Origin of the sequence: Streptomyces sp. NBC_01198, from assembly GCF_036010485.1 — a bacterium.
GTDB lineage: Bacteria > Actinomycetota > Actinomycetes > Streptomycetales > Streptomycetaceae > Actinacidiphila.
The window spans coordinates 3,651,946-3,672,994 of the sequence record NZ_CP108568.1 but is presented as its reverse complement, the minus strand read 5'-3'; the positions used below and the strand labels follow the sequence as shown (position 1 = coordinate 3,672,994).

Sequence of the window (21,049 nt, the reverse complement as noted above, 5' to 3'; positions counted from 1 at the left end):
AAGGACGCCCACCACCGTGGCACTCTTCGACCTCACCCCCGACGAGCTGCTTGACTACCGGGTCAAGCCCGAAATCCCGCCGGACTTCGAGGAGTTCTGGCGCCGCACGCTGGCCGAGGCCGCCGCCTTCCCGCTGGCCGCCCGCTTCACCCCGTACGACACGGCCCTGCCCAACGTCCATGCCTACGACGTGCGCTTCGCCGGCTGGGGCGGTGAACCGATCGCCGGCTGGCTGCTCGTACCGCGGACCGGGCAGGACGCGGATGGCGGCGGGAACCGGTGCCGTGCGTCGTGCAGTACCTCGGCTACGGCAGCGGGCGCGGCTATCCGCACGACCACACGGTGTGGCCGGCGGCCGGCTTCGCGGTGCTGGTGATGGACACCCGCGGGGTCAGCGGCACGGGCGGTATGCCCGGCGTCACCCCCGACCCGCACGGCGGGTCGGGGCCGCAGGTTCCCGGGTTCGTCACCGCCGGCATCCACGACCCCGAGCGCTACTACCACCGGCGGGTCTTCACCGACGCGGTGCGCGCCCTGCACGCCGCCGCGGCGGCGCCCGGCGTCGATCCGGCCCGCATCGCGGTGGCCGGCGGCAGCCAGGGCGGCGCCATCGCGCAGGCGGCGGCGGCCCTCCACGCCCACCTGCCCGGCCCGACCCCGGCCGCGGCCCTGATCGACGTGCCGTTCCTGACCCACGTCCGCCGGGCCGTCGACATCACCGACTCCGAGCCGTACCGCGAACTCGTCCGCTACCTGTCCACCCGACGGCACGACGTGGACGAGGTGTTCGCCACCCTGTCCTACTTCGACGGCCTGAACCTCGCGTCGTACGGCTCCGTCCCGGCGCTGTACTCGGTGGCCCTGCGCGACCCGGTCTGCCCGCCCTCCACCGTCTTCGCCGCCTACCACGCCTGGCCCGGACCGAAGGAGATCCGGGTGTGGCCGTTCAACCAGCACGAGGGGGGCGGCACGGAACAGCGCGGCGAGCAACTGCGCTACCTGCGCGACCTGTGGGGATGAGCCCGCCGGGAGGGGGACGGCCACCGGCCCGTCCCCCTCGGGCATACGTTCCCCTGGAGCGGAGGCTATTGTCCGGCCTCCCAGAGTGTCCTGAATCGCTGCACCCGCTTGGCCACCCGGTCGGCGCGTAGATCCATCATCGTCTTCATGTTGACTCCGCGCAGGTCGGAGGAGATCTCGTAGGAGAGCGACTCGTCGAAGACGATGAAGTCGTTGGTCTCGTCCATGCGGGCGACGGGCGGCAGTTCGGACAGCGCCAGCACCCGCACTTCAATGCCGAGGCTCTGCTGGTCGTCGCAGAGCCGGCCCAGCTCTGGACTGTCGTCCTCGGGCCTTTCGATGATGAAGAGCCGCCGGATTCGCACGTGCCGCATCTCGATCGCGTCGCGCTGTGCCCGCAGGTACCGCTGCCCGAGCTCGCTGGGCCAGAAGTCGCTGTCGACCGAGGTGCTGGTGGCCTCGATGGTCGTGGCGGCACAGCCGGTGAGGGTGACGATCCAGTCGTGGTCCTCCCCTTCGTAGTCGACGAGCTTCTGATTGAGGTTCTCCATGAGGCCGGTGAGCCGCTGGATCTCCTCGCGCACGAAGGCCTGCGTGATCGCCGGAGCGCTCGACCCGGCGAGGGCGGCGCTGCGGACCAGCCGGGTCACCCCGTCGGGCGGCAGTGCCGAGCGGTCGGCCGGTCCGAAAAGCCCGGTGGCCTCGCTCATGCGGGCGAAGCTGTCGGCAACCAGGTCTTTCATCTCGGAGTCGCGCGACGCGAGCGTCTCCTCGAACGAGCCGAGCCGCCTCTCGAAGCCGATCACGTACTGAACGACCAGTGCCGCGCTGCCGAGGACGATCGATGCGGTCAGCCGCCAGACCTCGGGCTGGCTGGTGATGTCGGCGACCAGATACGTCGCGGCCCCGACCACGGCGCTGATCAGCGTCTTGACCAGGAATAACGGAAGTCGGGGCGGGGCGGAAGGCGCTGTGGAAACTGCCGGGTCCATCGATCGGGCCATGCGACGTCATCTCCCCCGGTGGGACGGTGCGCGTGTACGCCCGTCGGTTGGCGGTCAGAACTGCGGGTGTCCGGCGGCCCGCAAAGCCGGTGTTCCTCTCATTCCCGCCTGCCGGGTGATGGACCCGCACACCCAGGAAGTCGTCCTCCAAGGTCGGCGTCGCAGTCATACGGTCGGGTGGCTGCCTCACCTGCCGTCCTGGGGGCTCAGCTGAAGTAGGGGCCCGTCGATCAGCACCGCCCTGCGCGAACGCGGCGCAGACGAGCTCACCGCGCGACTGGGCGCGCAGGTGGCGATGCTCGCGTTTTCAATCGCCGTCGAGCGCTGGATCGAGTCCAGCCACGACGAACGGTTCCCACTCCACGCCGCAGCGGCTCTGGGCGACCTGCGGGAACGCGCGGCCGAGCTGGACTCCCCGTCCCCCCTTTCCGCCTGACGCGAGCGCAGTGACGGGCCCGGCGGTGGTCCGCCGGGCCCGTCGTGCGGTGACTCAGCCCCGGCGGGCCGAGGAGCGCCGGCGTGTGCCGATCAGGGCCGCGGCACCGGCAGCGAGCACGACGCAGCCGCCGACTGCCGTCCACAGGGTGGCGGCGCCGGAGCCGGTGGCCGCGAGCTCACCGCCCTGGTCGCCGTCTCCGGACGGCGTGTTGGCGGTGGCCGTGGCCGTAGGCGTGGGCGAGGCCGCGGCGGTCGTCGCGTCGATCGCCACGTGCGCGGAGTTGTTCCGCTGGTCGGCCGTCTGGTCCTCCGACGCGAACACATACATCCCGGCGTACTGTCCGGACTCCGCCGTCAGCGGAACGATCTGGAAGGTGAAGCCGGTCGTCTGCCCGGGTTCGAGGGTGACGGTGCGCACGCAGTAGTACAGGACCGGCTTCTTCCCCTGCGGGTAGGCCGACAGCTCCTCGGGACTGCCCAACGCCGTGCGGCAGTCCTTCGGTACGTCCTTGACCTGTACCGACGACGGGAACTCCAGGTAGGCGCCGACACTGCCGCCGACGTTCTCGCTGTACCCGCTGATGGTGGTGGTCCCGGAGTTGCGGGCTTCGAAGGTGATCGCGCTCGGCCGGCCGATGACCGCGTCGAGGCTGCGGTCGACGCCCGCGACGTCGGTGACCGTGCCGGTGTCGAGCTGCGTGTAGTAGAGGTTGTTCTGGGTGTCGATGTCGATGGACGGGTCGTACATCTTCTTGGAGTTCGCGGCCGGGACCGGCACCAGCCTGAGTTCGCCGCCGGTCCCGGCAGTGCCCTCCGGACTGCCGACCCAGTCGTCGCCGGTGAGTCCGGCGCCGTACTGGATCTCGTCGCTGTGCGCCCCGGCGGGGGTCGATATCGTGAAGGGGTCGGACAGCTGGAGCTGCTGGCCGGGCTCGATGTCCGCGTCGGGGAAGGTGCAGTACGCGCCGCGCTGACCGTTGCCGGAATGCTCGTACAGGCAGTTGCTGTAGTTGCCCGGCACCTCCGCGTTGCCGAACTGGTCGTGGACGAAGACCACGATGCCCTTGCCGTCGCGGCTGCCCGCGTTGGCGAAGCGGAGCGGCAGCGCGGCGGTGCCGCCGGGCGTGACCTTGAAGGAGCTGCCGAGGTCGTTGACGACCAGGTCGGGGCCGTCCCCGACCGTCACCCCGACGCTCTGCGCACTCGCGTCCGTGCCGTTGGCCGCCGTCACCTTGAAGGCGACACTGCCGGTCTGCCCGGCCCTTGCCGCGGTCAGGGCACGTACCCCGACCGCCAACCGGCCCGACCCCCCACGGACATCGCCCAGGGCGCAGGACTCGTGCAGGTGATCGGCGGAGGTGTACGCACAGCCGGTCGGCAGGTCGAGCTCCGCGAAGCCGTGCAGCCCGGAGCCGTCGACGGACACCTTCACGCCGCGCAGCGTGTTGCCCGTGACGTCGAAGAACTGCACGCTGAGCGGGCGGTAGTCCGCCCCGTTTCCGGTGTCGCGCACGGGCACGGTGCGATCGAAGCCGGCCGACACCTGCAAACGCTCGGTGGCTGCAGCGTTCGCCACTCCCGTGCCCGCTCCCAGAGCGAAGCCCGTGGCCGCGACACACAGCGCGGAGACGGTGCTGACGAGGCGTGGCAAGGAGACGCGCTGTGCGTTTATGCGAGTCATGGGATCCTTCTGTGAATGGTGAAGATCAGATCGTATGGCCGGGAGTGTCGGCCTGTCCGCGGATTTCGCAGGGAGAACGAAGAACGCACGCGGGCCCCGCGAAAGCGGAATTCCCTTGGGCGGGGACTGCCTCGGGCTAGGAGTACCTCTGAAGGATCTGTGCAGCGATGTCTCGGATGCGCTCGCGGGCTTTTGCGGGGCCGGTGACGGTGACGCTGTTGCCGAACTGCAGGAGCAGGCGAACGTCCTCCACGTCCCGAGCGGTGACCGTGATGCGTACTCGTTGCGTTCCCGCGGTGTCCCGAACGGTCAAGCGGCGGCCGAGGATGCGCCTCGCTCGACTGAGTTGGTCCGAGTCGATTTCGGCGTGGATCCGGAAGGCTTCCGCGTTGTCCCAGTGCGCCGTCAGTTCGCTTGCGACGCTTTCCAGGGTCACGTTCGGACGCATTCGACGAGCTGCCCGAACCGGCTCCCAGTCGACGATCCGTTCCAGCGCGTGAAGCAGGGGACGGCCCGCGGAGTCCGCCACGAGATACCACCTCCCGGCTTTGGCCAGCAGCCCGTACGGGTCTACGACCCGCCAGGTGGCCTCGACGTCCTCGGATCGGCGGTAGCGGATACGCAGCCGCACACCTCGCCGCAGGTCACCCACCAGCGCTGCCGGAGGCAGTCCTTCGATGTCTCCGGAGAACCACGGTCTGTTGTCGGTGGTCACGACCGCGCTCAACGGCAGCACATCGGTGTTCGACAGGCGCAGGGCCGATCGCATCTTCTCGTGCGCGCGCTGGGTGTCGGCCGCGGCTCCCAGTTGCTCGCGCTGCATGTCGTCGAGGCCGTAGAGCGCGAGATGGTCCCGCTCGCCGGGGGTGAGCCGTGACGTGTCGAGCAACCCACCGGAGAGAAGGGTCACCCCGCCCCAACGGCCTCGTCGGATCAGCAGCGGGAAGCCCGCTTCTTGCAGCCACCGCAGGTCGCGCAGGACGGTACGGACCGACACACCGACGTGCGCCGCCAGATCGGCGGTCGTCACGGGCTCCCGAGTCTGCAGCGCCAGCAGCAGTGCGAAGAAACGATCCGAAGTCACGGGATCAAGAATCCCAGGAAACATGACGGAAGCCGTCATGTATGACGGGCAAGCTGCAGTCGTCCAGTGAGACCGACCGGCCCGAGGATGTACAAATGACGGTCCTTCTTGTAGGCGACAGCAACCTCGCTCGCCTGTACGACGAACTCCCCGACCTGGTGCCGCAAGCGTTCGGCGCCGACGTCGAGTGCCGCGCCGCAGGAGGCGCATGGTCCGGATCCCTTCGCCAGCAGATCGGCGACCGGACAGTGCGGGACTACGAGGCGGTCGTGGTGTCGATCGGAAGCAGCGACAGCCACCCGCCCTTCGGCAGTTCCCCGGCAGCCTTCCGCGAGAACCTGTCCCGGGAAATGGAAGGCGGAGGACGGTGGATCGCCCTTCTACCGCGTGACCTGCTGCGCGCTTTCGCCCCCTACACAGCCGACGAGGTCAACCCCCGGATCCGGGGCTTCGGTCGGATTCTGGCCGAGTTGGTCAAGGCGTCCGGCGGCATCGCACTGGATGTCGGGGCGATAACCGGACCACTCGCGCTGGCGGCGTACGACGACGATGGCATCCATCTGACGCGCGAGGCCTACGAGAAGCTGGTGCCCGAGATCGCCGACGCGATCAGGGCGGTCGCACGATGAAGTAGCTCCTCGCGGCATGGGAACGCGGGGCAGGTCGTCGGGCAGAAGGCGGAAGGACTTGTGGCGGCCGAGCGGGCGGACGGCGCGGAAGTCGCGGCGGTCGAGGGTGAGGACGGCGTCCGTGTCGTATTCGGCGGCGAGGGCGACGTTCACAGCGTCCGCGAGGCCGAGGTTGAGCGCGGCATACCGGGCTGGCAAGGTCTGTGCGCCGGAGAGGTGGGCCTCGCGGCCGGCTCACGGCCCCGCTGCGGCGCTGGGCTGGACCCACTGGAGCATCTGCTCCATGACAGTGGTGGGCAATGCCGGGTGCCGCGCTGCCGTCTGTGCGGTGTCAGTGTCCCGCAGCAGCCGGATCAGCACCTGTGCGGGCAGGCTGGGGTGCAGGGCGGCCGCGTGGCGTACGCGTTCGTGCGGGTCGTCAAGCAGGCGTACCGCCGATTCTGCTGTCAGCCGAGGGTCGGTGGCGGCTCGGTGTCGAACTTCCCCATCACTGTCCCGGCTGAACCGTTCGACCAGAACGGCTGTCGACTCCGGGTCGTCCAAGGCAAGTTGGCGCATCCGTGGGTTCGGGTCGTCGGCGTGACGGAGCAGGTCGCGGCGGGGGAAGTTCGGATGACCGTGGGGGCGGTCGGGAGTGCTGAGGCTGCCGGTCCACCACTGCCACACCCTGAGCAGCATGTCCGCGGGCGCGTCGTCGCAGGATTCCGCGAGAAAGAGCTGGACGACACGGTCTTCGTCGCCGGCAAGGCGTTCGACGACGTCCGGCGGGAGGTGCTGGGCCCGGGCGACGCTCCTGCGGACGAGGGGGTGGGTGGAGGCGGCCAAACGGCGCGTGGCGTCGGGATCCTGGTGAAGTGCCATGACCCAGTCGAGCGGAGAGTGGTGGCCGCGCGGGTCGAAGTCGATGGGAATGGAGGCCCGCTGTTCCTCGGAGAGGTCGGAGCGTATGGCCACCACGGACCGAACGCTCTCGTCGGGATCCTGGGATAGGAGGCTGACCAGGTCCGGGTCCAGGTGCGGATTGCCCGCGAGGGAGCAACGCTGAGCCGGACTGCCGTGGCGGGCCAGGTGTTCGGCGAGGCCGTGCTCCAGACGGCATGCGCCCAGCGCGCGGTCGGTGAATTCCGCGGTCTCAAAGACCGACCGGGGCATCGGGTGCTCCTGGTGGTATTGGAGCAGCGCCTCAACGCGGACCTTGCCGGAGGGATCGTTCAGCAGTGCGCGCCGGGCCGGAGTGTCCAGATGAGGCCAAGCCCTCCGGCAGGCCGAGGCTCGCACGGACGGGTCGACGTCGACGGCCAGGGCGGTGAGTATCCGTACGGGCAGGCCAGGAAGGCGAGCGGTCTCTTCGCGGACCCGCACGGACGGGTCGGTGGCGAGCTGCTCGTACGCGTAGCTGGTGAGTTCGGCACGCCGGTCCGCCGCGAGCATGGTGAGGATCCACCGGTGCCGGGATTCCGGTTCGCTCAGGATCAGGCGGCCCCACTGCTCAGCGGTGATGTTCGGCTGGGCCTCGGCGAGCAACTGCCGCAGCTTCCGATCCGGGTGGGCCATGGCCGCCTCGACGACCGCCGTCGGCAGGGGGCGCCACAGGAGGTGGTGCGACAGGCCCAGGAGGCGGGCGCGGAGGTCATCGGGTGCGGCCGGGTTGAGGGCAAGCCCGTGCGCCCACTTCTCGCCCAGTCTCGTCGAAGGCTTCGGTCCTTGAATCAGCCCTGCCCAAGCTGCTTCCCGTTGCTGAGGGGTTTCCCGGGCTGCCGCCCGAGCGGCTGCCTCCTGCCGCTCTGCGATGTGGTCCAGCAGGGTGAACCAGATCTCGTCCTCTTCGGTGGTCACCCCGATCAGGACGCTGCCGTCCGTCGAGAGAGTGACGAACTCCGGCTGCCCGGGCCGCTCACCGAGGACCCCGGCGAGGTCCCACTGACCGGTGAGCCGCACCCGTGTCCAGCGCCTGGGGGCACTTCCTGTCCAGCGGCCGGCGACATCGACGAGGAATACTCCGTCCTCGCCAATGACCCCGCTGCCGGCCGCGAGCAGGTGCCACTGCGCGTTGAGCTCGGCGATCAGGTCGGGCCGATCGTCCCGCACGGCCACGGTCGGTTTGGCGCTGCCCGAGATGACCGGTCGCCAAGCTGCTCGGGGCGGCAGTACCTCCTCGATCTGCCGGTCCCCTACGACTTCCAGCCCCGCACGCTGCAACAGCCCTATGAGCTCGTCCTTCCCACCCGCCATGCCCCTCATCCTGCCCGAAGCGGCTCTCTGCTTTCCCAACTACGGGCGGGGAGCAGACTCCATCCCCCTTGCCGACGGTCGCATTTTCACCCTGGACCTCGACGAACTTCCGCGCCCCGGGGAAGACGCCCGCTGACGAACGCGGCACCGACCCAGGACCGGCTCAGGAACCGCGGCCCGGCCGGAAGCCCGATCGCGTGAGGACACGTACACGGTTGCCGTGACGAAGGCCGCCCGGGGGGCGTCAGCGCGGTGGACATCCGCCTTGTAAGGGCGGGGCTCAGCCGTTGAAGGCCTTGCGAAGCTTTGATGCCGCTTCGGTGAGGACGTTTTCGCGTTTGCGGAAGGCGAAGCGGACCTGGGTGTGCGGCCGGCGGCGGTCAGGAACTGCTTCGCGGTGCGGACCGCGGCGCCCATATCCGCGGAGCCCGTCACCCAGCCCACTCCGCGTTCACACACCCATTCGGTTGAGTGCTCGGCGCCCGATGTGGGGCTCAGGAAACAGCGGATGGCAGTACCAGAGATATACCGTCTACTCGGGAATATAGACAGCAAGCCCTAGGCTGCATACCGTCTACTATAGAAGTAGACGGTGTACTATTGGAGAGGTCAGGCCGTGGAAGACCGAGACCGGCAGTTCGTCGCTGTTCATGTGCCGCAGGAGTACGTCATGAAGGTGTACGCGTTCATCGCCGAACTGGACGGGAGCGCAGACCTCGGAGCGGAAAGCCCTCTGCCAGGAGGTACGAAGGGCGCCGATCCGGACGCGAATCGGCCGTATGCCGAGTGGGAGGTGGCAGACCTCCGCTCCTTGGCCGCCACCAAGTTGCCGTCGATCAGCCGGGTCGCGGCGGTCCTCGATGTGTTGGCCGGACACCCCGGTACGAGATTCAGCACGACGGTCCTCGTCGATCGGCTCGGCATCGAGCGTGAGCAGTTGCGCGGATCGCTGGCTGCTCTCACACGGCATATCCACGCGCACTACGGCCGCGGGAACTGGCCCATGACCTTCACATGGGGTGGGGAGGTGGACGGCAAGCAGACAGCGGAGGCGTTCTACTCGGTGGATGAGACCTCCGCGGCACGCTGGCTCGAAGCACGTGCCGCCCGCTGATCAGGGGCGCATACGAAGGGCGACCGTCGGTACACGGCGGTCGGCCTGATGCACCTGGTGCGATCGACCTCGTTTGCGACTCATCGAGCCCGGTGACGCCGGACTGTTCGCCGTATTCTGACCACACACGGGAAGGAGCCGTCCATGAGCGTCGACGCGATCGCGCACACCGAGTTCCCCGAGGGGTACACGGTCCTGTTCGGGGCCGACGGAAAGGTGATCATGACCCCGCAGAGTGAAGAGCACTCCAGCACCATCAGGTCGATGCAGATCGACTCGGCTCTCGCTCTCGGCCGCCACGCGAAAGTCACCTCTGACGTCTACATCGACTTCCCCGCCGACGAGAACTCAGCTCCTGATCTGGCCATCCTCCGCGAGGATGCTCATAGACAAGGCAAGCGCTACAGCTTCGAAGACGTCCTGCTGATCTCGGAAGTGGTCTCCACGTCCTCGGCACGCAAGGACTACGACGACTGCACTGCGAAGTACGGCCGGTACGGCATTCCCGCCTACCTGGTGGTGGACCCGTACACCCAGGAAGTCGTCCTCCATACCCAGCCGACCGCCACCGGTTACATCGCTGCGCACACCCACAAGTACGGCACCGGCAAGCTCTCCATCCCCCTTGCCGACGGTCGCACTTTCACCCTGGACCTCGACGAACTTCCGCGCCCCGAGGAAGACGCCCGCTGACGAACGCGGCACCGACCCAGGACCGGCTCAGGAACCGCGGCCCGGCCGCGAGGCCCGATCGCGTGGGGGTACTCGCTCGACTGCCGTAGCGAAGGCCGCCCGTGGTGCCCATCCGTGTGGTCCTGTCCCGGGGGCGTGGCGGCGTGCGGGTCATCCCAGGTGGGTGGTGGGTAGGCCCAGGGCTGCTCGGAAGGCGCGTTCCTGGGGCGTTGTCGTCTGCGCCTGCGCGTTTCGCACCGCCTTCTTGAGGCTCGGGAGGGTCACCATCCGGGAGGCGTTGCGCCAGAGGGGGGTGAGCGTGGCAAGCCGTTGGAGGAGGGCGCTGGCCGGCCCTTGGTCCGGGACGGGCCAGCGGTGCATCTTCACCAAGTGCGCCTCGGTGGTCAGGGAGTCGGCGATACCGCCTGCCCAGTTCTGGTAGGAGTCCAGGCTGTTTTCTCCCCACTTCTGCGGGGTCTCCGCGAGTGCGGACTCGGGCCGCTGCGCCGCGTCGAGGTAAGCGTACTGGTCGGGGGACAGCGTGGTGTGGTCGTGCCGCAGGCTGGCGGCGGCTGGTCCGGGGGCCGGGGCCCAGTAGCAGACGCCGCTGTGGTCGCCGTCCGCCCACTGGCCCCGCGTCGGCAGGAAGAAGCGAACGGGGGCGACGGATGGTGCAAGCGTCCAGCTGTCCATGTCGTATTGCGGGGCCAGATTCCCGCAGTCGATGTCGGCAAGGGGACCCCAGGACCGCGTGGTCGGGTAGTCGGAGCCGGCGACGATGAATCTGCCGAACACCTCCGCGTTGTGTGGTCGGTCGCAGGGCACGACGTGAACTGCCCCCGGTGCTCCGATCCCGCCCTTCAACGTGACGCGACCGGCGGTGAAGCAGTCCCCGAGGACCAGGTGCCGCGGGTCGGGGTCGGAGGTGGGCGCAGCGCTCCGGGGACTCGCGGTGGTGCTTGCCCGGCTGGTGGACGCCGAGCCCGAGTCACCGCTCTTGGCGCCGGAGCACCCGGCCACGAGGGCGAGCGCCAGCGCCGCGGCACCCGCTCGTGCAATGACGGCGACCCCACGACGACAGTCCCCCATGCCCATCCCCCCCGACGAGTCCACGCGAGTGACGGCCCCCCACTCGTGGACCCGCCGACCGTACGCTGCCTTCTCCTTCGCGCGCCAGCGGCAGTTCCGTCAGCGCTCAGCTGTTGAAGGCTTTGCGGAGGCGGGAGGCTGCTTCGGTGAGGACGGTTTCGCGTTTGCAGAAGGCGAAGCGGACTTGGGTGCGGCCGGCGGTGGGGTGGTCGTAGAAGACGGAGTTGGGGACGGCGACGACGCCGCACTTCTCGGGGAGTGTGCGGCAGAAGGTCAGGGCGTCGGTGCCGGGGGCGAGGTCGGCGATGTCGGTGGTGATGAAGTACGTGCCCTGCGGGGCGTAGACCTGGAAGCCCGCGTCGGTGAGGCCCGCGGCGAGCAGGTCCCGCTTGGCCCGCAGGTCCTCGCGGAAGTCGGTCCTGACCGAAGTCTGCTGGCTGCTCTCATTCGCTGCCGCCTGCCCGACCCGTCGCTCGAACGGTGGTGGGCCGGCCAGCCGTGCCCCGCACGTGGTCTTCTCAGCGAGCGGGAGCGGGGGTACGACCAGGGGGCCGGCGGCCGTGATGGCCGCGGCGGCTCCCTGGATCGGGCCACTCCTTGACCGCTTACGCGGGCTCCTGCAGGACGGAGAGCACATTCCCGGCGGGATCGGTGAACCACGCGATCAGCGGGCCGCCGCCGCTGGAGATGCCCTTGTCGTCCGTCTTGACGTGGGCGTAGCGCTCGAAGTCCACGCCCCGTCGGCTCAACTCGTCGACCGCCGCCTCGATGTCGGCGACGGGAAAGTTGAGAATCGTGTATGTCGCCGGGGTGTGGTCGGCTTTGGGGTAGACCAGGGTGTCCCGGTCACCCGCGATGTGCAGGGTCAGCATGCCGTTCTGCTCGGACACCCTCAGCCCGAGCGTCTCGCCGTAGAACTTCCTGGCCGCCTCGATGTCGTCCACCGCGAATCCGCTGAACGCCTTGGTCGAACCGAACATGGTTGCCTCCTGGATATGGTTCCTCCCTATGAGGACCGGGACGCGGCCGGAAACTCATCGGTCGCGCGGACTCCGCCGTAGCCGCTCGCCGTGGCGTCTGCCGACGTCACCGGCCGCGGGGTGGTCGTAGAAGACCTCTCGCTGGGCGGAGTCGACGCATCGGTCATCGCCGTCGCCGAGCACTTCGGCGTGGACAGCGTGGCCACGCTGGATCGACGGCATTTCGGCGTCGTGAGGCCTGCCCATTTGCCCGCGCTCACGTTGCTGCCTCAGCGGCGGGGCTCAGCCGTTGAAGGCTTTGCGGAGGCGGGAGGCGGCTTCGGTGAGGACGTTTTCGCGTTTGCAGAAGGCGTAGCGGACTTGGGTGCGGCCGGCGTCGGGGTGGTCGTAGAAGACGGAGTTGGGGACGGCGACGACGCCGCAGCGCTCGGGGAGGGTGCGGCAGAAGGTCAGGGCGTCGGTGCCGGGGCCGAGGTCGGCGATGTCGGTGGTGATGAAGTAGGTGCCCTGGGGGGCGTAGACCTGGAAGCCGGCGTCGGTGAGGCCGGCGGCCAGGAGGTCGCGCTTGCGGCGGAGGTCCTCGCGGAAGGCGGCGTAGTAAGTGTCGGGCAGGGCGAGCGCCTCGGCGACGGCGTACTGGAACGGGCCCGAGGCGACGTACGTCAGGAACTGCTTGGCGGTGCGCACCGCCGCGACCAGTTCGGGGGAGCCGGTGACCCGGCCACTCCGCGTTCACACGCTCATTCCGTCACAGGGGCAAGTCGTCGGGCAGAAGACGGAAGGACTTGTGGCGGCCGAGTGGGCGCAGCGCCCGAAAGTCGCGGCGGTCGAGGGTGAGGACGGCGTCCGTGTCGTATTCGGCGGCGAGGGCGACGTTCACTGCGTCCGCGAGGTCGAGGTTGAGGGCGGCATACCGGGCTCGCTGGGTTTGTGCGGCGGAGAGGTGGGCCTCGGTGATTTCTGGCACGACGATCCGACCCGCTCGCATCCACCGCCTGATGTCGTCGATCGCGCTGACAGCCGCCTCGCGTCCCAGCTCGCGCGTCGCGACGTGGTCGATCTCAGCGAGCAGTAGCGGGGACATCACGAGGAGGCCGGCGGCCATGATCGCCTCGTTGGCTCCCTGGTGCTCGGGGTGCGTCGAGTCCAGCGCGGCCAGCAGGCCCGAGGTGTCGGCCACAACGATGATCACGCTGTGGTCCCGGAGCCGCCCTCGCGCCGGACGGCGTCAGCCACGGCGTTGCGGACGTGCTCTTTGGAGGGAGTACGCCCCGGGCCTTCAAAGGTTCGGGAGAAAAGTGGTTCGTCCCAGACCCGGTTTGCCATGGCCGCGAGGTGGATGCCCTGCCTGATGATCTCGGCCTCGCTGATACCGCGACGCGCGGCGGCTTCTTTGATGATGGCGAGATCTTCGGGGTCTGCGTAGACGTTTGTGCGCTTCATGGACATGTACCAATGATAGTTCATGTACCACTAGTGGGGCACGTGGGAGTTCGAACCGGTGCGGTCGAGTCATGGCCTTCCGGACGCGACATCCTCGCCGCCCACGGCGGTAGGGTCGCACGCATGTGGGCGGGACTGGATTCGGTTGACTGGGCGGGTCTGGAGCACAACTACGGGTCCGCCGAGGACGTACCAGGTCTGCTGCGCCGGTGTACGGGGCCGAATCCGGATGACGCGAACAGCGCGGCTTTCGATCTGCTCAACCATCTCTTCCATCAGGGTGGCTGGATCTGCTCCGCAGCGCCGGCCGCGCTGCCCTTCCTGCTGCGCCTGGCCGCGGCGCCGAACGTGCCGACCCGTCGGACGGTCCTGGAACTGTTGGTGCGACTGGCGGCCGAGGCCGGGCAGGTCGTTGAGAAGTTCCTGGATCCCGGCTGGCAGCCCGCCTGGGAACGGGCTCTGCCGGAGGTGCTCGCCCTGCTCACCGATCCCGAGCCGGAAATCAGGCGGGCGGCAGCCGACCTGATCGGTGCCTGCGGCAGTCCCGGTGAGTTCACGCTGCCCGCCCTGCTGCGGTGCTGGCGGTCGGAGGCGGATCCAGCGACCCGTCTCGATCTGATCCTCGCGCTCGGCGGGGCGGCCCGACGAGAGCCGGCCGGTGTGGACGCGGCCGGCACCTTCGACCTGCTTCGCGAGCTTCTCGACGCTTCGGATGCCCAGATACGTCTGGCAGCGGTGCACACGCTCACCCCATGTGACCCGACCCTTCCGGCCCGTCGGCTCGATCTCCTGTTGGAGGCGGTCCGAGAGCCCGGCGTCGAGTTGTGGCGCCGCACCAGTTCGGTGGAAGCCGGCGTTCAGGGTGTCCTGCGCTGGACGGCGGCACTCAACCCGGGACCGTGCCCAGCGTTCGCACTCGGCCTGCTAGTCGACCATTCCGACGAGGAGCAACGGGTCGGCGCCCTCGTTCAGGCGGGTGGGTTGCTGGCTCAGTGGCGCTCACCGACCGCTGCGATCCTTCCGAGACTCGTGGCGCGGCTGGACGACCCCGCTACCGAGGTCCGATTCCGGGCGGTCGAGCTGCTGGCCTGTCTCGGGCCGGCAGCTGCGGCTCACGTTGACGAGGTGGCCGCGATGATCGGCGACTCGGCCGCCCGGGCCACAGGCAAACGAGAGAAGGTCGTCGAGGCTGCGCTGTGGGCGTTGGCCCGCATGAACGATCCGCGCTGCGTACAAGGCTTGATCGAGGTGATGGCCGGCTCGCCGTCCGGTTTCGCGTCGAACTCCGGTCACTACCCCGCTGAGAGTTGGCACCACGCCGTCCTCCCCTCCGTTCCCGAGGTGCTCGGTTATCTGTCCGACCACGCCGAACCGCTCCTGCCGACGATCCGCGAACAGCTCGACGGAGCCACGGACGTCTCCGTGCTCGACAGGCTCTGCGCCGTGCTTGCGGACTGGGGTCCTGCGGCGAAGGCGGCGGTTCCGCAGCTGCTCGGCCTGCTGGAGGACGACCGGACCTGGACGGCGGCGGCCAAAGCCCTGGTGGGAATCGGCAGCGCGGGGAGCAGCGCACAAGACCTGCTCTTGGCCCGATGGGGCACTGGCGGGCCAGACGCAGAAATCGCCGCCTGGACCTACTGGAAAGTCAGTGGCGAGCCCGGACCAGCCCTGGAAGCACTCCGGCGCGCGCCCGACGAGGGAAGTATCCCGCGCCCCGTCCTCCTCAAGCTCGCTGACCTCGGCTCGCTTGCCGCCGAGCATGCGGATCGACTCCGGGTGATGACCGCGGACACCGACCCCTGGACGCGCATCGAGGCAGCGCACGCCCTGTGGGCAGTGACTGGAGACACCGACAGCACTGTCCCGGCCCTGATCAGTGCCGTGCGGGGCCTCGCCGAGGGCACCTACCGTCCGGTCATGCTCCCCGCAGTGCACTACCTGGTCCGGATCGGCCGCGCGGCCCGGCCTGCCGCCCAGCTCTTGGGCAGCGTGTCGGCCGGCGATCACCGGCTGCGCAGCGACGGCGGCTGGCGAGGATTCACCCAGGACGAGACGATCCGCACCGCCGTCGAGGCACTGCTCACCGTGTGCGAGGGACAGTCTTCCCCCGGCTCCTGACGGAGCACCGCATGGGCCCGATCCGGGCGGGGCTCAGCTGTTGAAGGCTTTGCGGAGGCGGGAGGCGGCTTCGGTGAGGACGGTTTCGCGTTTGCAGAAGGCGTAGCGGACTTGGGTGCGGCCGGCGGTGGGGTGGTCGTAGAAGACGGAGTTGGGGACGGCGACGACGCCGCACTTCTCGGGGAGTGTGCGGCAGAAGGTCAGGGCGTCGGTGCCGGGGGCGAGGTCGGCGATGTCGGTGGTGATGAAGTAGGTGCCCTGGGGGGCGTAGCCGGCGTCGGTGAGGCCGGCGGCCAGGAGGTCGCGCTTGGTGCGGAGGTCCTCGCGGAAGGCGGCGTAGTACGTGTCGGGGAGGGCGAGGGCCTCGGCGACGGCGTACTGGAACGGGCCCGAGGCGACGTAGGTCAGGAACTGCTTGGCGGTGCGCACCGCCGCGACCAGTTCGGGGGAGCCGGCGACCCAGGCCACTCCGCGTTCACACGCTCATTCGTATGTCGATGGCGGGCCCGTCAGGGCAGTCGGTACGGGTGGGGGCACTGGCCGAGATCGGTCCCCCCTCCTTGTCCGGACCGCTCAGCCAGCGGCCGGGCGACGACCTCAGAGCTCGGAGCACGGTTTCTGCGCTCGATCCGATGGGATCCCGTCAGCTCTCGTAGTGGTAACGGCACTGTGCGATCAGGACACTGTCCTCGGTCGCCTTGTGGATCAGTCGGTGCTCGTCGTTGATACGGCGCGACCAATAACCCTGGAATCCGTGCTTGAGGGGTTCCGGCTTGCCGATCCCGTCATTGCCGTTCCTGGCGATGTCGGCGATGAGCGTGTTGATGCGCTTCAGGGTTCCTCGGTCCTGAAGCTGCCACCACAGGTAGTCCGCCCAGGCACGGGAGGAGAAGGTGATCTTCATCGGTCGGCTCTTATTCGTCGGTCGCCAGCTTGCGTACCGTGCCGCCGCCGGTTTCCAGCTCATCGATCGAGGCGAGCAGGCGCCGGGCGTTCGCCGGACTACGCAGCAGGTAGGCCGTCTCTTTCAGGGACTCGTAGTCCTCAACGGCAGCCGACCCGGTCGGCTCCGGCGTGACGATGCCGATGCTGAGGTGCCGCACGTCAGGTGGGACGTGGCCGATGTCCTCGAGGGTGGCCTCGTAAGGAGAACGCCATCTGCGCCTCCGCGGTTGCGCACCGGTGGTCCAGCTCGAACATGACGACGTCGTCGCGACCTCGTCCACGCCGGTTTCCGTATCCACCCCGCCGCAGGCACACCTGAGCCACGACCAGATCCGAACCGTATGGGGGAGCCGGTCTTCCAGTACGCGGACTTCCCCCTCGGCAGAGTCGACGCCTCGGTCATTGCTGTCGCCGAGTGTTTCGGCGTGAACCGCGTGGCCACCCTCGACCGTCGGCACTTCGGCGTCGTGAAACCCACCCATGTGCCTGCCTTCACCTTGCTGCCGTAACCACCCGTGAACGCCAATGACTCCGCACGCTGCGACGGCCGTATGAACTCATTGCCGGGCGAGGACGCGGTGATCATTTCAGCCCTCCCGCCGTCGCGGGTCCCGTCTCCTCGGCCCAACGTCGACTCCAGGCGTCCAGCGGGCTCAGCGCCTCGACGAGGTCCTGGCCGAGCTGGGTGAGGTGGTAGCCATCGCCGTCCGGGGCGAGTAGGCGGGCGCCGGACAGTTCCTCGATCCGGGTACTGAGCACGCTGGAGGACATGCGCTCGCACCGGCGCTGCAATTCTCGGAAGCCGATCGGAGCTTGACTCAGTTCCCACAGGATCCGCATCGTCCAACGCCGTCCGAGCAGGTCGAGTGCGGCCATCACTGGGCGACCCGATTCGGACCCCCGCACTGGCACACCCGGACGTGGCGCGCTTGCTTCCATGCTCACTCCTTGCGCTTCGGTTATCGAAGCATCATACTGATTCGAAAATCGAAGCAGGAGGCACGATGCCACGCATCGAACCGCTCACCCCGCCCTACGCCGCCGACGTCGACCGGGCGCTCCGCCGATGGATGCCGCCGGGGGTGCCGCATGAGCCACTCGCGCTGTTCCGCGTCGTGCACCGCAACCCGGATCTGGCCTCACGAATGTTCGCCCTCGGCGCTGGACTGCTGGCCCACGGACTCCTCCCCGCCATAGACCGGGAGATCGTCATCGCCCGCGTGACCGCGCGATCCGCGTGCGCTTATGAATGGGGCGTCCACGCCGCGACCCTGGCGCCGCAGGCCGGACTCAGCTTGGAACAACTCCGGGCAACTACCCAACCCGACGCAGCAGCCAGTGCTCCATGGTCGCCACACCACACGGCACTGCTCCACGCGGTTGACGAACTGAACGACACGGCCCAGCTCACACAGTCCACCTGGGACACCTTGCGCATGGACTACGAAGAGACTCAACTACTTGAACTGCTCGTACTGATCGGCTGGTACCGAACCATCAGCCATCTGGCCAACGGGCTCCTCCTGGAAGAGGAACCCTGGGGTACTCGGTTCCCCACCCGCTGACTACGTTTCGCCCCTACCCGCCACCGCGGCGCCGGTCGGCATCGGCGCCATGGTGATCACGAGGCTGACAAGCCTCGCTCTCGCCCGCCGACTCTCGTCCGAGACAAATCCGTAAGTCAGATGCACTCATCCCAACACTGGAGGTTCCATGTCTAAGGGCTACTGGGTCAGCGTCTACCGCACCATTTCAGACTCCGAGAGGCTGGCTGCCTACAACAAACTGGCCGCTCCCGCCGTCAAGGCCGCGGGCGGTCGAACCTTCGCCCGTGGCGGCCGGGTTGTGGCGTATGACGCCGGAATCGCCAAGCGTACCGTCCTCGTCGAGTTCGACAGCTTCGAACAGGCCGTCGCGGCACGCGAGAGTGCGGCCTACCAGGAGGCGCTGGTCGCCCTCTCCGACGGCGTCGACCGCGACTTCCGCATCGTCGAAGGCATCGACTGACCGAGGTCCGGTCGGATCCTCACTGAGGTTCATTGCGGGACAAGCACGTGATGTCTTCCGTGGCTCGCAAAATCGTGCTCGGGCTCCTGGTCGACGGATTTGAGGTGAGGGTTGAACAGGGGGAATGCGGTCCGACTGCTGGGGCATCTGCGTGGCTCGAGAGATTCGGTCTCCCGTCCCACGTCGCGCACGTCCGGTTCAGCTCGCTGGAGGGTCTGGTTCGTCCTGCGGGGGACTGCTGGCCTTCGCGTCGGATATCGAACCGCAACGGGCTCAGCCACTTGAGCAGCGGTGGGTGGCATCGCTCCAAGGCGGAGGCCGGACCACTGGTTTCACCCCGTGAAGGCCTTGCGGAGGCGGGAGGCGGCTTCGGTGAGGACGTCTTCGCGTTTGCAGAAGGCGTAGCGGACTTGGGTGCGGCCGGCGTCGGGGTGGTCGTAGAAGACGGAGTTGGGGACGGCGACGACGCCGCACTTTTCCGGTAGCTCGCGACAGAAGGTCAACGCGTCGACGCCGGGGGCGAGGTCGGCGATGTCGGTGGTGATGAAGTACGTGCCCTGGGGGGCGTAGACCTGGAAGCCGGCGTCGGTGAGGCCGGCGGCCAGGAGGTCGCGCTTGGTGCGGAGGTCCTCGCGGAAGGCGGCGTAGTAAGTGTCGGGCAGGGCGAGCGCCTCGGCGACGGCGTACTGGAACGGGCCCGAGGCGACGTAGGTCAGGAACTGCTTCGTGGTGCGGACCGCGGCGACCAGTTCGCGCGACCCCGTCACCCAGCCGACCTTCCAACCAGTGAAGGAAAAGGTCTTCCCCGCCGAGGAGATGGAGACCGTGCGGTCGTGCATGCCCGGCAGGGAGATCAGCGGGGTGTGTTCGCCGTCGAAGACCAGGTGTTCGTAGACCTCGTCGGTGACGACCAGGAGGTCGCGCTCGACGGCCAGTTCGGCGATCGTGGTGAGTTCGGCGCGGGTGAGGACCATGCCGGTCGGGTTGTGGGGGGAGTTGAGGAGCAGCAGGCGGGTGCGGGGGGTGACGGCGGCGCGCAGGGCGTCCAGGTCGGGGCGGAAGTCGGGGGCGCGCAGGGTCAGCGGGACGCGGACCGCGCCGGCCATGGCGATGCAGGCGGCGTAGGAGTCGTAGAAGGGCTCGAACGCGACCACCTCGTCGCCCGGTTCGAGCAGCGCGAGCATCGCCGCCGCGATCGCCTCGGTCGCCCCCGCGGTGACCAGCACCTCGGTGTCGGGGTCGAAGTCCAGGCCGTAGAAGCGGCGTTGGTGTGCGGCGACGGCCGTGCGCAGTTCGGGGACGCCGGTCCCCGGCGGGTACTGGTTGCCGCGCCCGTCGCGCAGGGCGCGAACCGCCGCTTCGCGTACGGACTCCGGCCCGTCGGTGTCGGGGAAGCCCTGGCCGAGGTTGATGGCACCCGTCGCCGCGGCGAGCGCCGACATCTCCGCGAAGATCGTCGTCCCGAGCCCGTCCAGCCTGCGGTTCAGCGGAGGCCTTGCCATCATCTCGGCTCCTCGTGCGCGTCCGGTGGTCATGTCGGCGGTGTGCCGGCCACGCAGCGGCCGGCCCACGACAGCGTATGCGGCGGCCGGCCCGCGGCAGGGTCCGCCGGGCGCTCGCCGCGGGTGTGTCCGCGGGGCGGACGGGTCCGGTGTGCGCAACGGGGCGGACGTGGGTGAACACGTGAACTTGTCGGCGCTCCAAGGGATGGAAAGTGCGCACAGATGGGTAAAAACGCTGAAGGCGACCCGCGATTCATGATTCGGTAGCTCTCGGACCCATTTCGAGGGCTTCAGCAGAGACCACTCGGAGACTCCCCGGCCTCTCCGGGGGCGGCTCGGAGGGCCCGGAGGACTTCGGAGGTGTTTCGGGGGCTCCATCAGGACCTCCGGGGATCGTTCGGGTTCAGCGGACCCCACGTGGGCACGAGCCGACGCGCGCCCTGTTGCCGGGCGCGCGGACCGGCCCATCTCATCCACTGCGTGCTCGATCCACTGCGTGCTTGCGGAGCCGACCCATGCTCACCACCCTGCATACCTCCTACACCGACACCCGCGCGGGAGACCTCGCCTGGTGCCTCGGCAAAGCCGCGCTGCCCGCGCTCGCCACGCTCAACGTCGAGGTCGGCGACGCCCGCAGGCTGCGGGCCAAGGTCGAATTACGCCTGCTGGGCGCCTCCCACCAGGTGCTGGTCGACGCCGGGCGCGGCGAGTGCTCGGAGACGGTCGCGTGCATGCCGGGCAGCCGGGCGCCGCTGCCGTTCGGGGTGGCGCGCAGGGAGGGTGTGTGGGACTACGAGTTCGCGGCCCGCATCGAGACGCTGTCGCAGGGCTCCTTCGCGGGCCGGGCACAGGAGTTGCTCGCGCTGGTCGCCGACCACCCGCACGGGCTCGCCGGTACCTTCCCCGGCGACCCGCACGCCTTCACCGCGATGCTGGTGCAGTACGCGGAGGGGGGCGTGCGCTGGCGCACCTGGCACGCGTATCCGCAGGAGGGGCGACTGGTCACCACCAGGACCCGGGTGAACGCGCTGGACTGACCCGAATACTGCCCCGGTTTGCCGCCCGCGGCCGCCGATTGCACCCCTGTGGGT

22 protein-coding genes and 4 pseudogenes are annotated in these 21,049 nt (G+C 68.9%); 10 read left to right on the top strand and 16 right to left on the bottom strand.

Features of this window, described 5'->3' with window-relative positions; genetic code table 11:
• The first annotated feature begins 16 nt into the window (after nucleotides 1–16).
• Both OG702_RS16510 and OG702_RS16505 read left to right on the top strand, forming a co-directional pair.
• A complete protein-coding gene (locus OG702_RS16510; protein WP_327289647.1) occupies nucleotides 17–376 on the top strand; it encodes an acetylxylan esterase in 360 nt (119 codons plus the stop codon).
• The gene (locus tag OG702_RS16505) at nucleotides 292–1,020 is read left to right on the top strand and encodes an acetylxylan esterase (protein ID WP_327289646.1); all 729 of its coding nucleotides are present in this window, start codon (nucleotides 292–294) and stop codon (nucleotides 1,018–1,020) included. Before OG702_RS16510 ends, OG702_RS16505 begins: the two co-directional genes overlap by 85 nt.
• A gap of 65 nt (nucleotides 1,021–1,085) precedes the next feature.
• Here OG702_RS16505 and OG702_RS16500 read toward each other — a convergent pair whose 3' ends face one another.
• Nucleotides 1,086–2,024, bottom strand: coding sequence for a hypothetical protein (locus OG702_RS16500; protein WP_327289645.1), 939 nt, complete (start codon nucleotides 2,022–2,024; stop codon nucleotides 1,086–1,088).
• A gap of 295 nt (nucleotides 2,025–2,319) precedes the next feature.
• Between OG702_RS16500 and OG702_RS16495 the strand changes: the two genes are divergently transcribed.
• Nucleotides 2,320–2,460 carry a hypothetical protein gene (locus tag OG702_RS16495; RefSeq protein WP_327289644.1) on the top strand — a complete coding sequence of 47 codons (141 nt, stop codon included), beginning with the start codon at nucleotides 2,320–2,322 and terminating at the stop codon, nucleotides 2,458–2,460.
• A gap of 54 nt (nucleotides 2,461–2,514) precedes the next feature.
• On the opposite strand, the gene OG702_RS16490 is transcribed toward OG702_RS16495, so the two are convergent.
• Together OG702_RS16490 and OG702_RS16485 are read right to left on the bottom strand one after the other, a co-directional pair.
• A complete protein-coding gene (locus OG702_RS16490) occupies nucleotides 2,515–4,038 on the bottom strand; it encodes a hypothetical protein (RefSeq protein WP_327289643.1) in 1,524 nt (507 codons plus the stop codon).
• A gap of 241 nt (nucleotides 4,039–4,279) precedes the next feature.
• Nucleotides 4,280–5,227: a helix-turn-helix transcriptional regulator gene (locus OG702_RS16485; protein WP_327289642.1), complete on the bottom strand. Its 948-nt coding sequence runs from the start codon at nucleotides 5,225–5,227 to the stop codon at nucleotides 4,280–4,282.
• A 41-nt stretch (nucleotides 5,228–5,268) separates the two neighbouring features.
• Between OG702_RS16485 and OG702_RS16480 the strand changes: the two genes are divergently transcribed.
• A complete protein-coding gene (locus tag OG702_RS16480) occupies nucleotides 5,269–5,856 on the top strand; it encodes an SGNH/GDSL hydrolase family protein (protein ID WP_327289641.1) in 588 nt (195 codons plus the stop codon).
• A 27-nt stretch (nucleotides 5,857–5,883) separates the two neighbouring features.
• On the opposite strand, the pseudogene OG702_RS16475 reads toward OG702_RS16480, so the two are convergent.
• Both OG702_RS16475 and OG702_RS16470 read right to left on the bottom strand, forming a co-directional pair.
• A pseudogene (locus OG702_RS16475) lies at nucleotides 5,884–6,045 on the bottom strand (VapC toxin family PIN domain ribonuclease); the annotation flags it as partial.
• A gap of 45 nt (nucleotides 6,046–6,090) precedes the next feature.
• Nucleotides 6,091–8,088 (bottom strand): PE-PGRS family protein, encoded by a 1,998-nt coding sequence (locus OG702_RS16470; protein WP_327289640.1) that lies wholly within the window; start codon nucleotides 8,086–8,088, stop codon nucleotides 6,091–6,093.
• 616 nt (nucleotides 8,089–8,704) lie between these two features.
• Between OG702_RS16470 and OG702_RS16465 the strand changes: the two genes are divergently transcribed.
• A complete protein-coding gene (locus tag OG702_RS16465; RefSeq protein ID WP_327289639.1) occupies nucleotides 8,705–9,202 on the top strand; it encodes a hypothetical protein in 498 nt (165 codons plus the stop codon).
• Nucleotides 9,203–9,346: 144 nt separating this feature from the next.
• A complete protein-coding gene (locus OG702_RS16460) occupies nucleotides 9,347–9,895 on the top strand; it encodes a Uma2 family endonuclease (protein ID WP_327289638.1) in 549 nt (182 codons plus the stop codon).
• Nucleotides 9,896–10,045: 150 nt separating this feature from the next.
• On the opposite strand, the gene OG702_RS16455 is transcribed toward OG702_RS16460, so the two are convergent.
• The 6 genes and pseudogenes from OG702_RS16455 to OG702_RS16430 form a co-directional block, all read right to left on the bottom strand.
• On the bottom strand, nucleotides 10,046–10,669 hold the full coding sequence (locus OG702_RS16455) for a hypothetical protein (protein WP_327289637.1): 624 nt from the start codon (nucleotides 10,667–10,669) through the stop codon (nucleotides 10,046–10,048).
• Nucleotides 10,670–11,069: 400 nt separating this feature from the next.
• A pseudogene (locus OG702_RS16450) lies at nucleotides 11,070–11,444 on the bottom strand (aminotransferase class I/II-fold pyridoxal phosphate-dependent enzyme); the annotation flags it as partial.
• A 124-nt stretch (nucleotides 11,445–11,568) separates the two neighbouring features.
• Nucleotides 11,569–11,943 (bottom strand): VOC family protein, encoded by a 375-nt coding sequence (locus OG702_RS16445; RefSeq protein WP_327289635.1) that lies wholly within the window; start codon nucleotides 11,941–11,943, stop codon nucleotides 11,569–11,571.
• Between the two features lie 282 nt (nucleotides 11,944–12,225).
• Nucleotides 12,226–12,666, bottom strand: a pseudogene (locus OG702_RS16440) (aminotransferase class I/II-fold pyridoxal phosphate-dependent enzyme); the annotation flags it as partial.
• Nucleotides 12,667–12,691: 25 nt separating this feature from the next.
• Nucleotides 12,692–13,135 carry a PIN domain-containing protein gene (locus tag OG702_RS16435; protein ID WP_327289634.1) on the bottom strand — a complete coding sequence of 148 codons (444 nt, stop codon included), beginning with the start codon at nucleotides 13,133–13,135 and terminating at the stop codon, nucleotides 12,692–12,694.
• Nucleotides 13,132–13,392: a CopG family transcriptional regulator gene (locus OG702_RS16430; protein WP_327289633.1), complete on the bottom strand. Its 261-nt coding sequence runs from the start codon at nucleotides 13,390–13,392 to the stop codon at nucleotides 13,132–13,134. Before OG702_RS16430 ends, OG702_RS16435 begins: the two co-directional genes overlap by 4 nt.
• A gap of 117 nt (nucleotides 13,393–13,509) precedes the next feature.
• Here OG702_RS16430 and OG702_RS16425 point away from each other — a divergent pair, with 117 nt between their 5' ends.
• Nucleotides 13,510–15,504, top strand: coding sequence for a HEAT repeat domain-containing protein (locus OG702_RS16425; RefSeq protein ID WP_327289632.1), 1,995 nt, complete (start codon nucleotides 13,510–13,512; stop codon nucleotides 15,502–15,504).
• Between the two features lie 33 nt (nucleotides 15,505–15,537).
• Here OG702_RS16425 and OG702_RS16420 read toward each other — a convergent pair.
• The 4 genes and pseudogenes from OG702_RS16420 to OG702_RS16405 all read right to left on the bottom strand — a co-directional run.
• Nucleotides 15,538–15,972 (bottom strand): annotated as a pseudogene (locus OG702_RS16420) (aminotransferase class I/II-fold pyridoxal phosphate-dependent enzyme); the annotation flags it as partial.
• A 175-nt stretch (nucleotides 15,973–16,147) separates the two neighbouring features.
• Nucleotides 16,148–16,408 carry a Txe/YoeB family addiction module toxin gene (locus OG702_RS16415; RefSeq protein ID WP_327289631.1) on the bottom strand — a complete coding sequence of 87 codons (261 nt, stop codon included), beginning with the start codon at nucleotides 16,406–16,408 and terminating at the stop codon, nucleotides 16,148–16,150.
• A 10-nt stretch (nucleotides 16,409–16,418) separates the two neighbouring features.
• Nucleotides 16,419–16,931, bottom strand: coding sequence for a hypothetical protein (locus OG702_RS35480; RefSeq protein ID WP_442814441.1), 513 nt, complete (start codon nucleotides 16,929–16,931; stop codon nucleotides 16,419–16,421).
• Nucleotides 16,932–17,031: 100 nt separating this feature from the next.
• On the bottom strand, nucleotides 17,032–17,388 hold the full coding sequence (locus OG702_RS16405; RefSeq protein WP_327289630.1) for a winged helix-turn-helix transcriptional regulator: 357 nt from the start codon (nucleotides 17,386–17,388) through the stop codon (nucleotides 17,032–17,034).
• Nucleotides 17,389–17,453: 65 nt separating this feature from the next.
• Here OG702_RS16405 and OG702_RS16400 point away from each other — a divergent pair, with 65 nt between their 5' ends.
• Entirely contained in the window at nucleotides 17,454–18,014 is a 561-nt protein-coding gene (locus OG702_RS16400) for a carboxymuconolactone decarboxylase family protein (protein WP_327289629.1), read from the top strand.
• 148 nt (nucleotides 18,015–18,162) lie between these two features.
• Complete coding sequence (locus OG702_RS16395) at nucleotides 18,163–18,456, top strand: DUF1330 domain-containing protein (protein ID WP_327289628.1); 294 nt, start codon at nucleotides 18,163–18,165, stop codon at nucleotides 18,454–18,456.
• Between the two features lie 332 nt (nucleotides 18,457–18,788).
• Here OG702_RS16395 and OG702_RS16390 read toward each other — a convergent pair whose 3' ends face one another.
• Nucleotides 18,789–19,961, bottom strand: coding sequence for a pyridoxal phosphate-dependent aminotransferase (locus OG702_RS16390; RefSeq protein WP_327289627.1), 1,173 nt, complete (start codon nucleotides 19,959–19,961; stop codon nucleotides 18,789–18,791).
• A 512-nt stretch (nucleotides 19,962–20,473) separates the two neighbouring features.
• On the opposite strand from OG702_RS16390, the gene OG702_RS16385 reads away from it, so the two are divergent.
• Complete coding sequence (locus OG702_RS16385) at nucleotides 20,474–20,995, top strand: DUF2617 family protein (protein ID WP_327289626.1); 522 nt, start codon at nucleotides 20,474–20,476, stop codon at nucleotides 20,993–20,995.
• Nucleotides 20,996–21,049 lie beyond the last annotated feature (54 nt).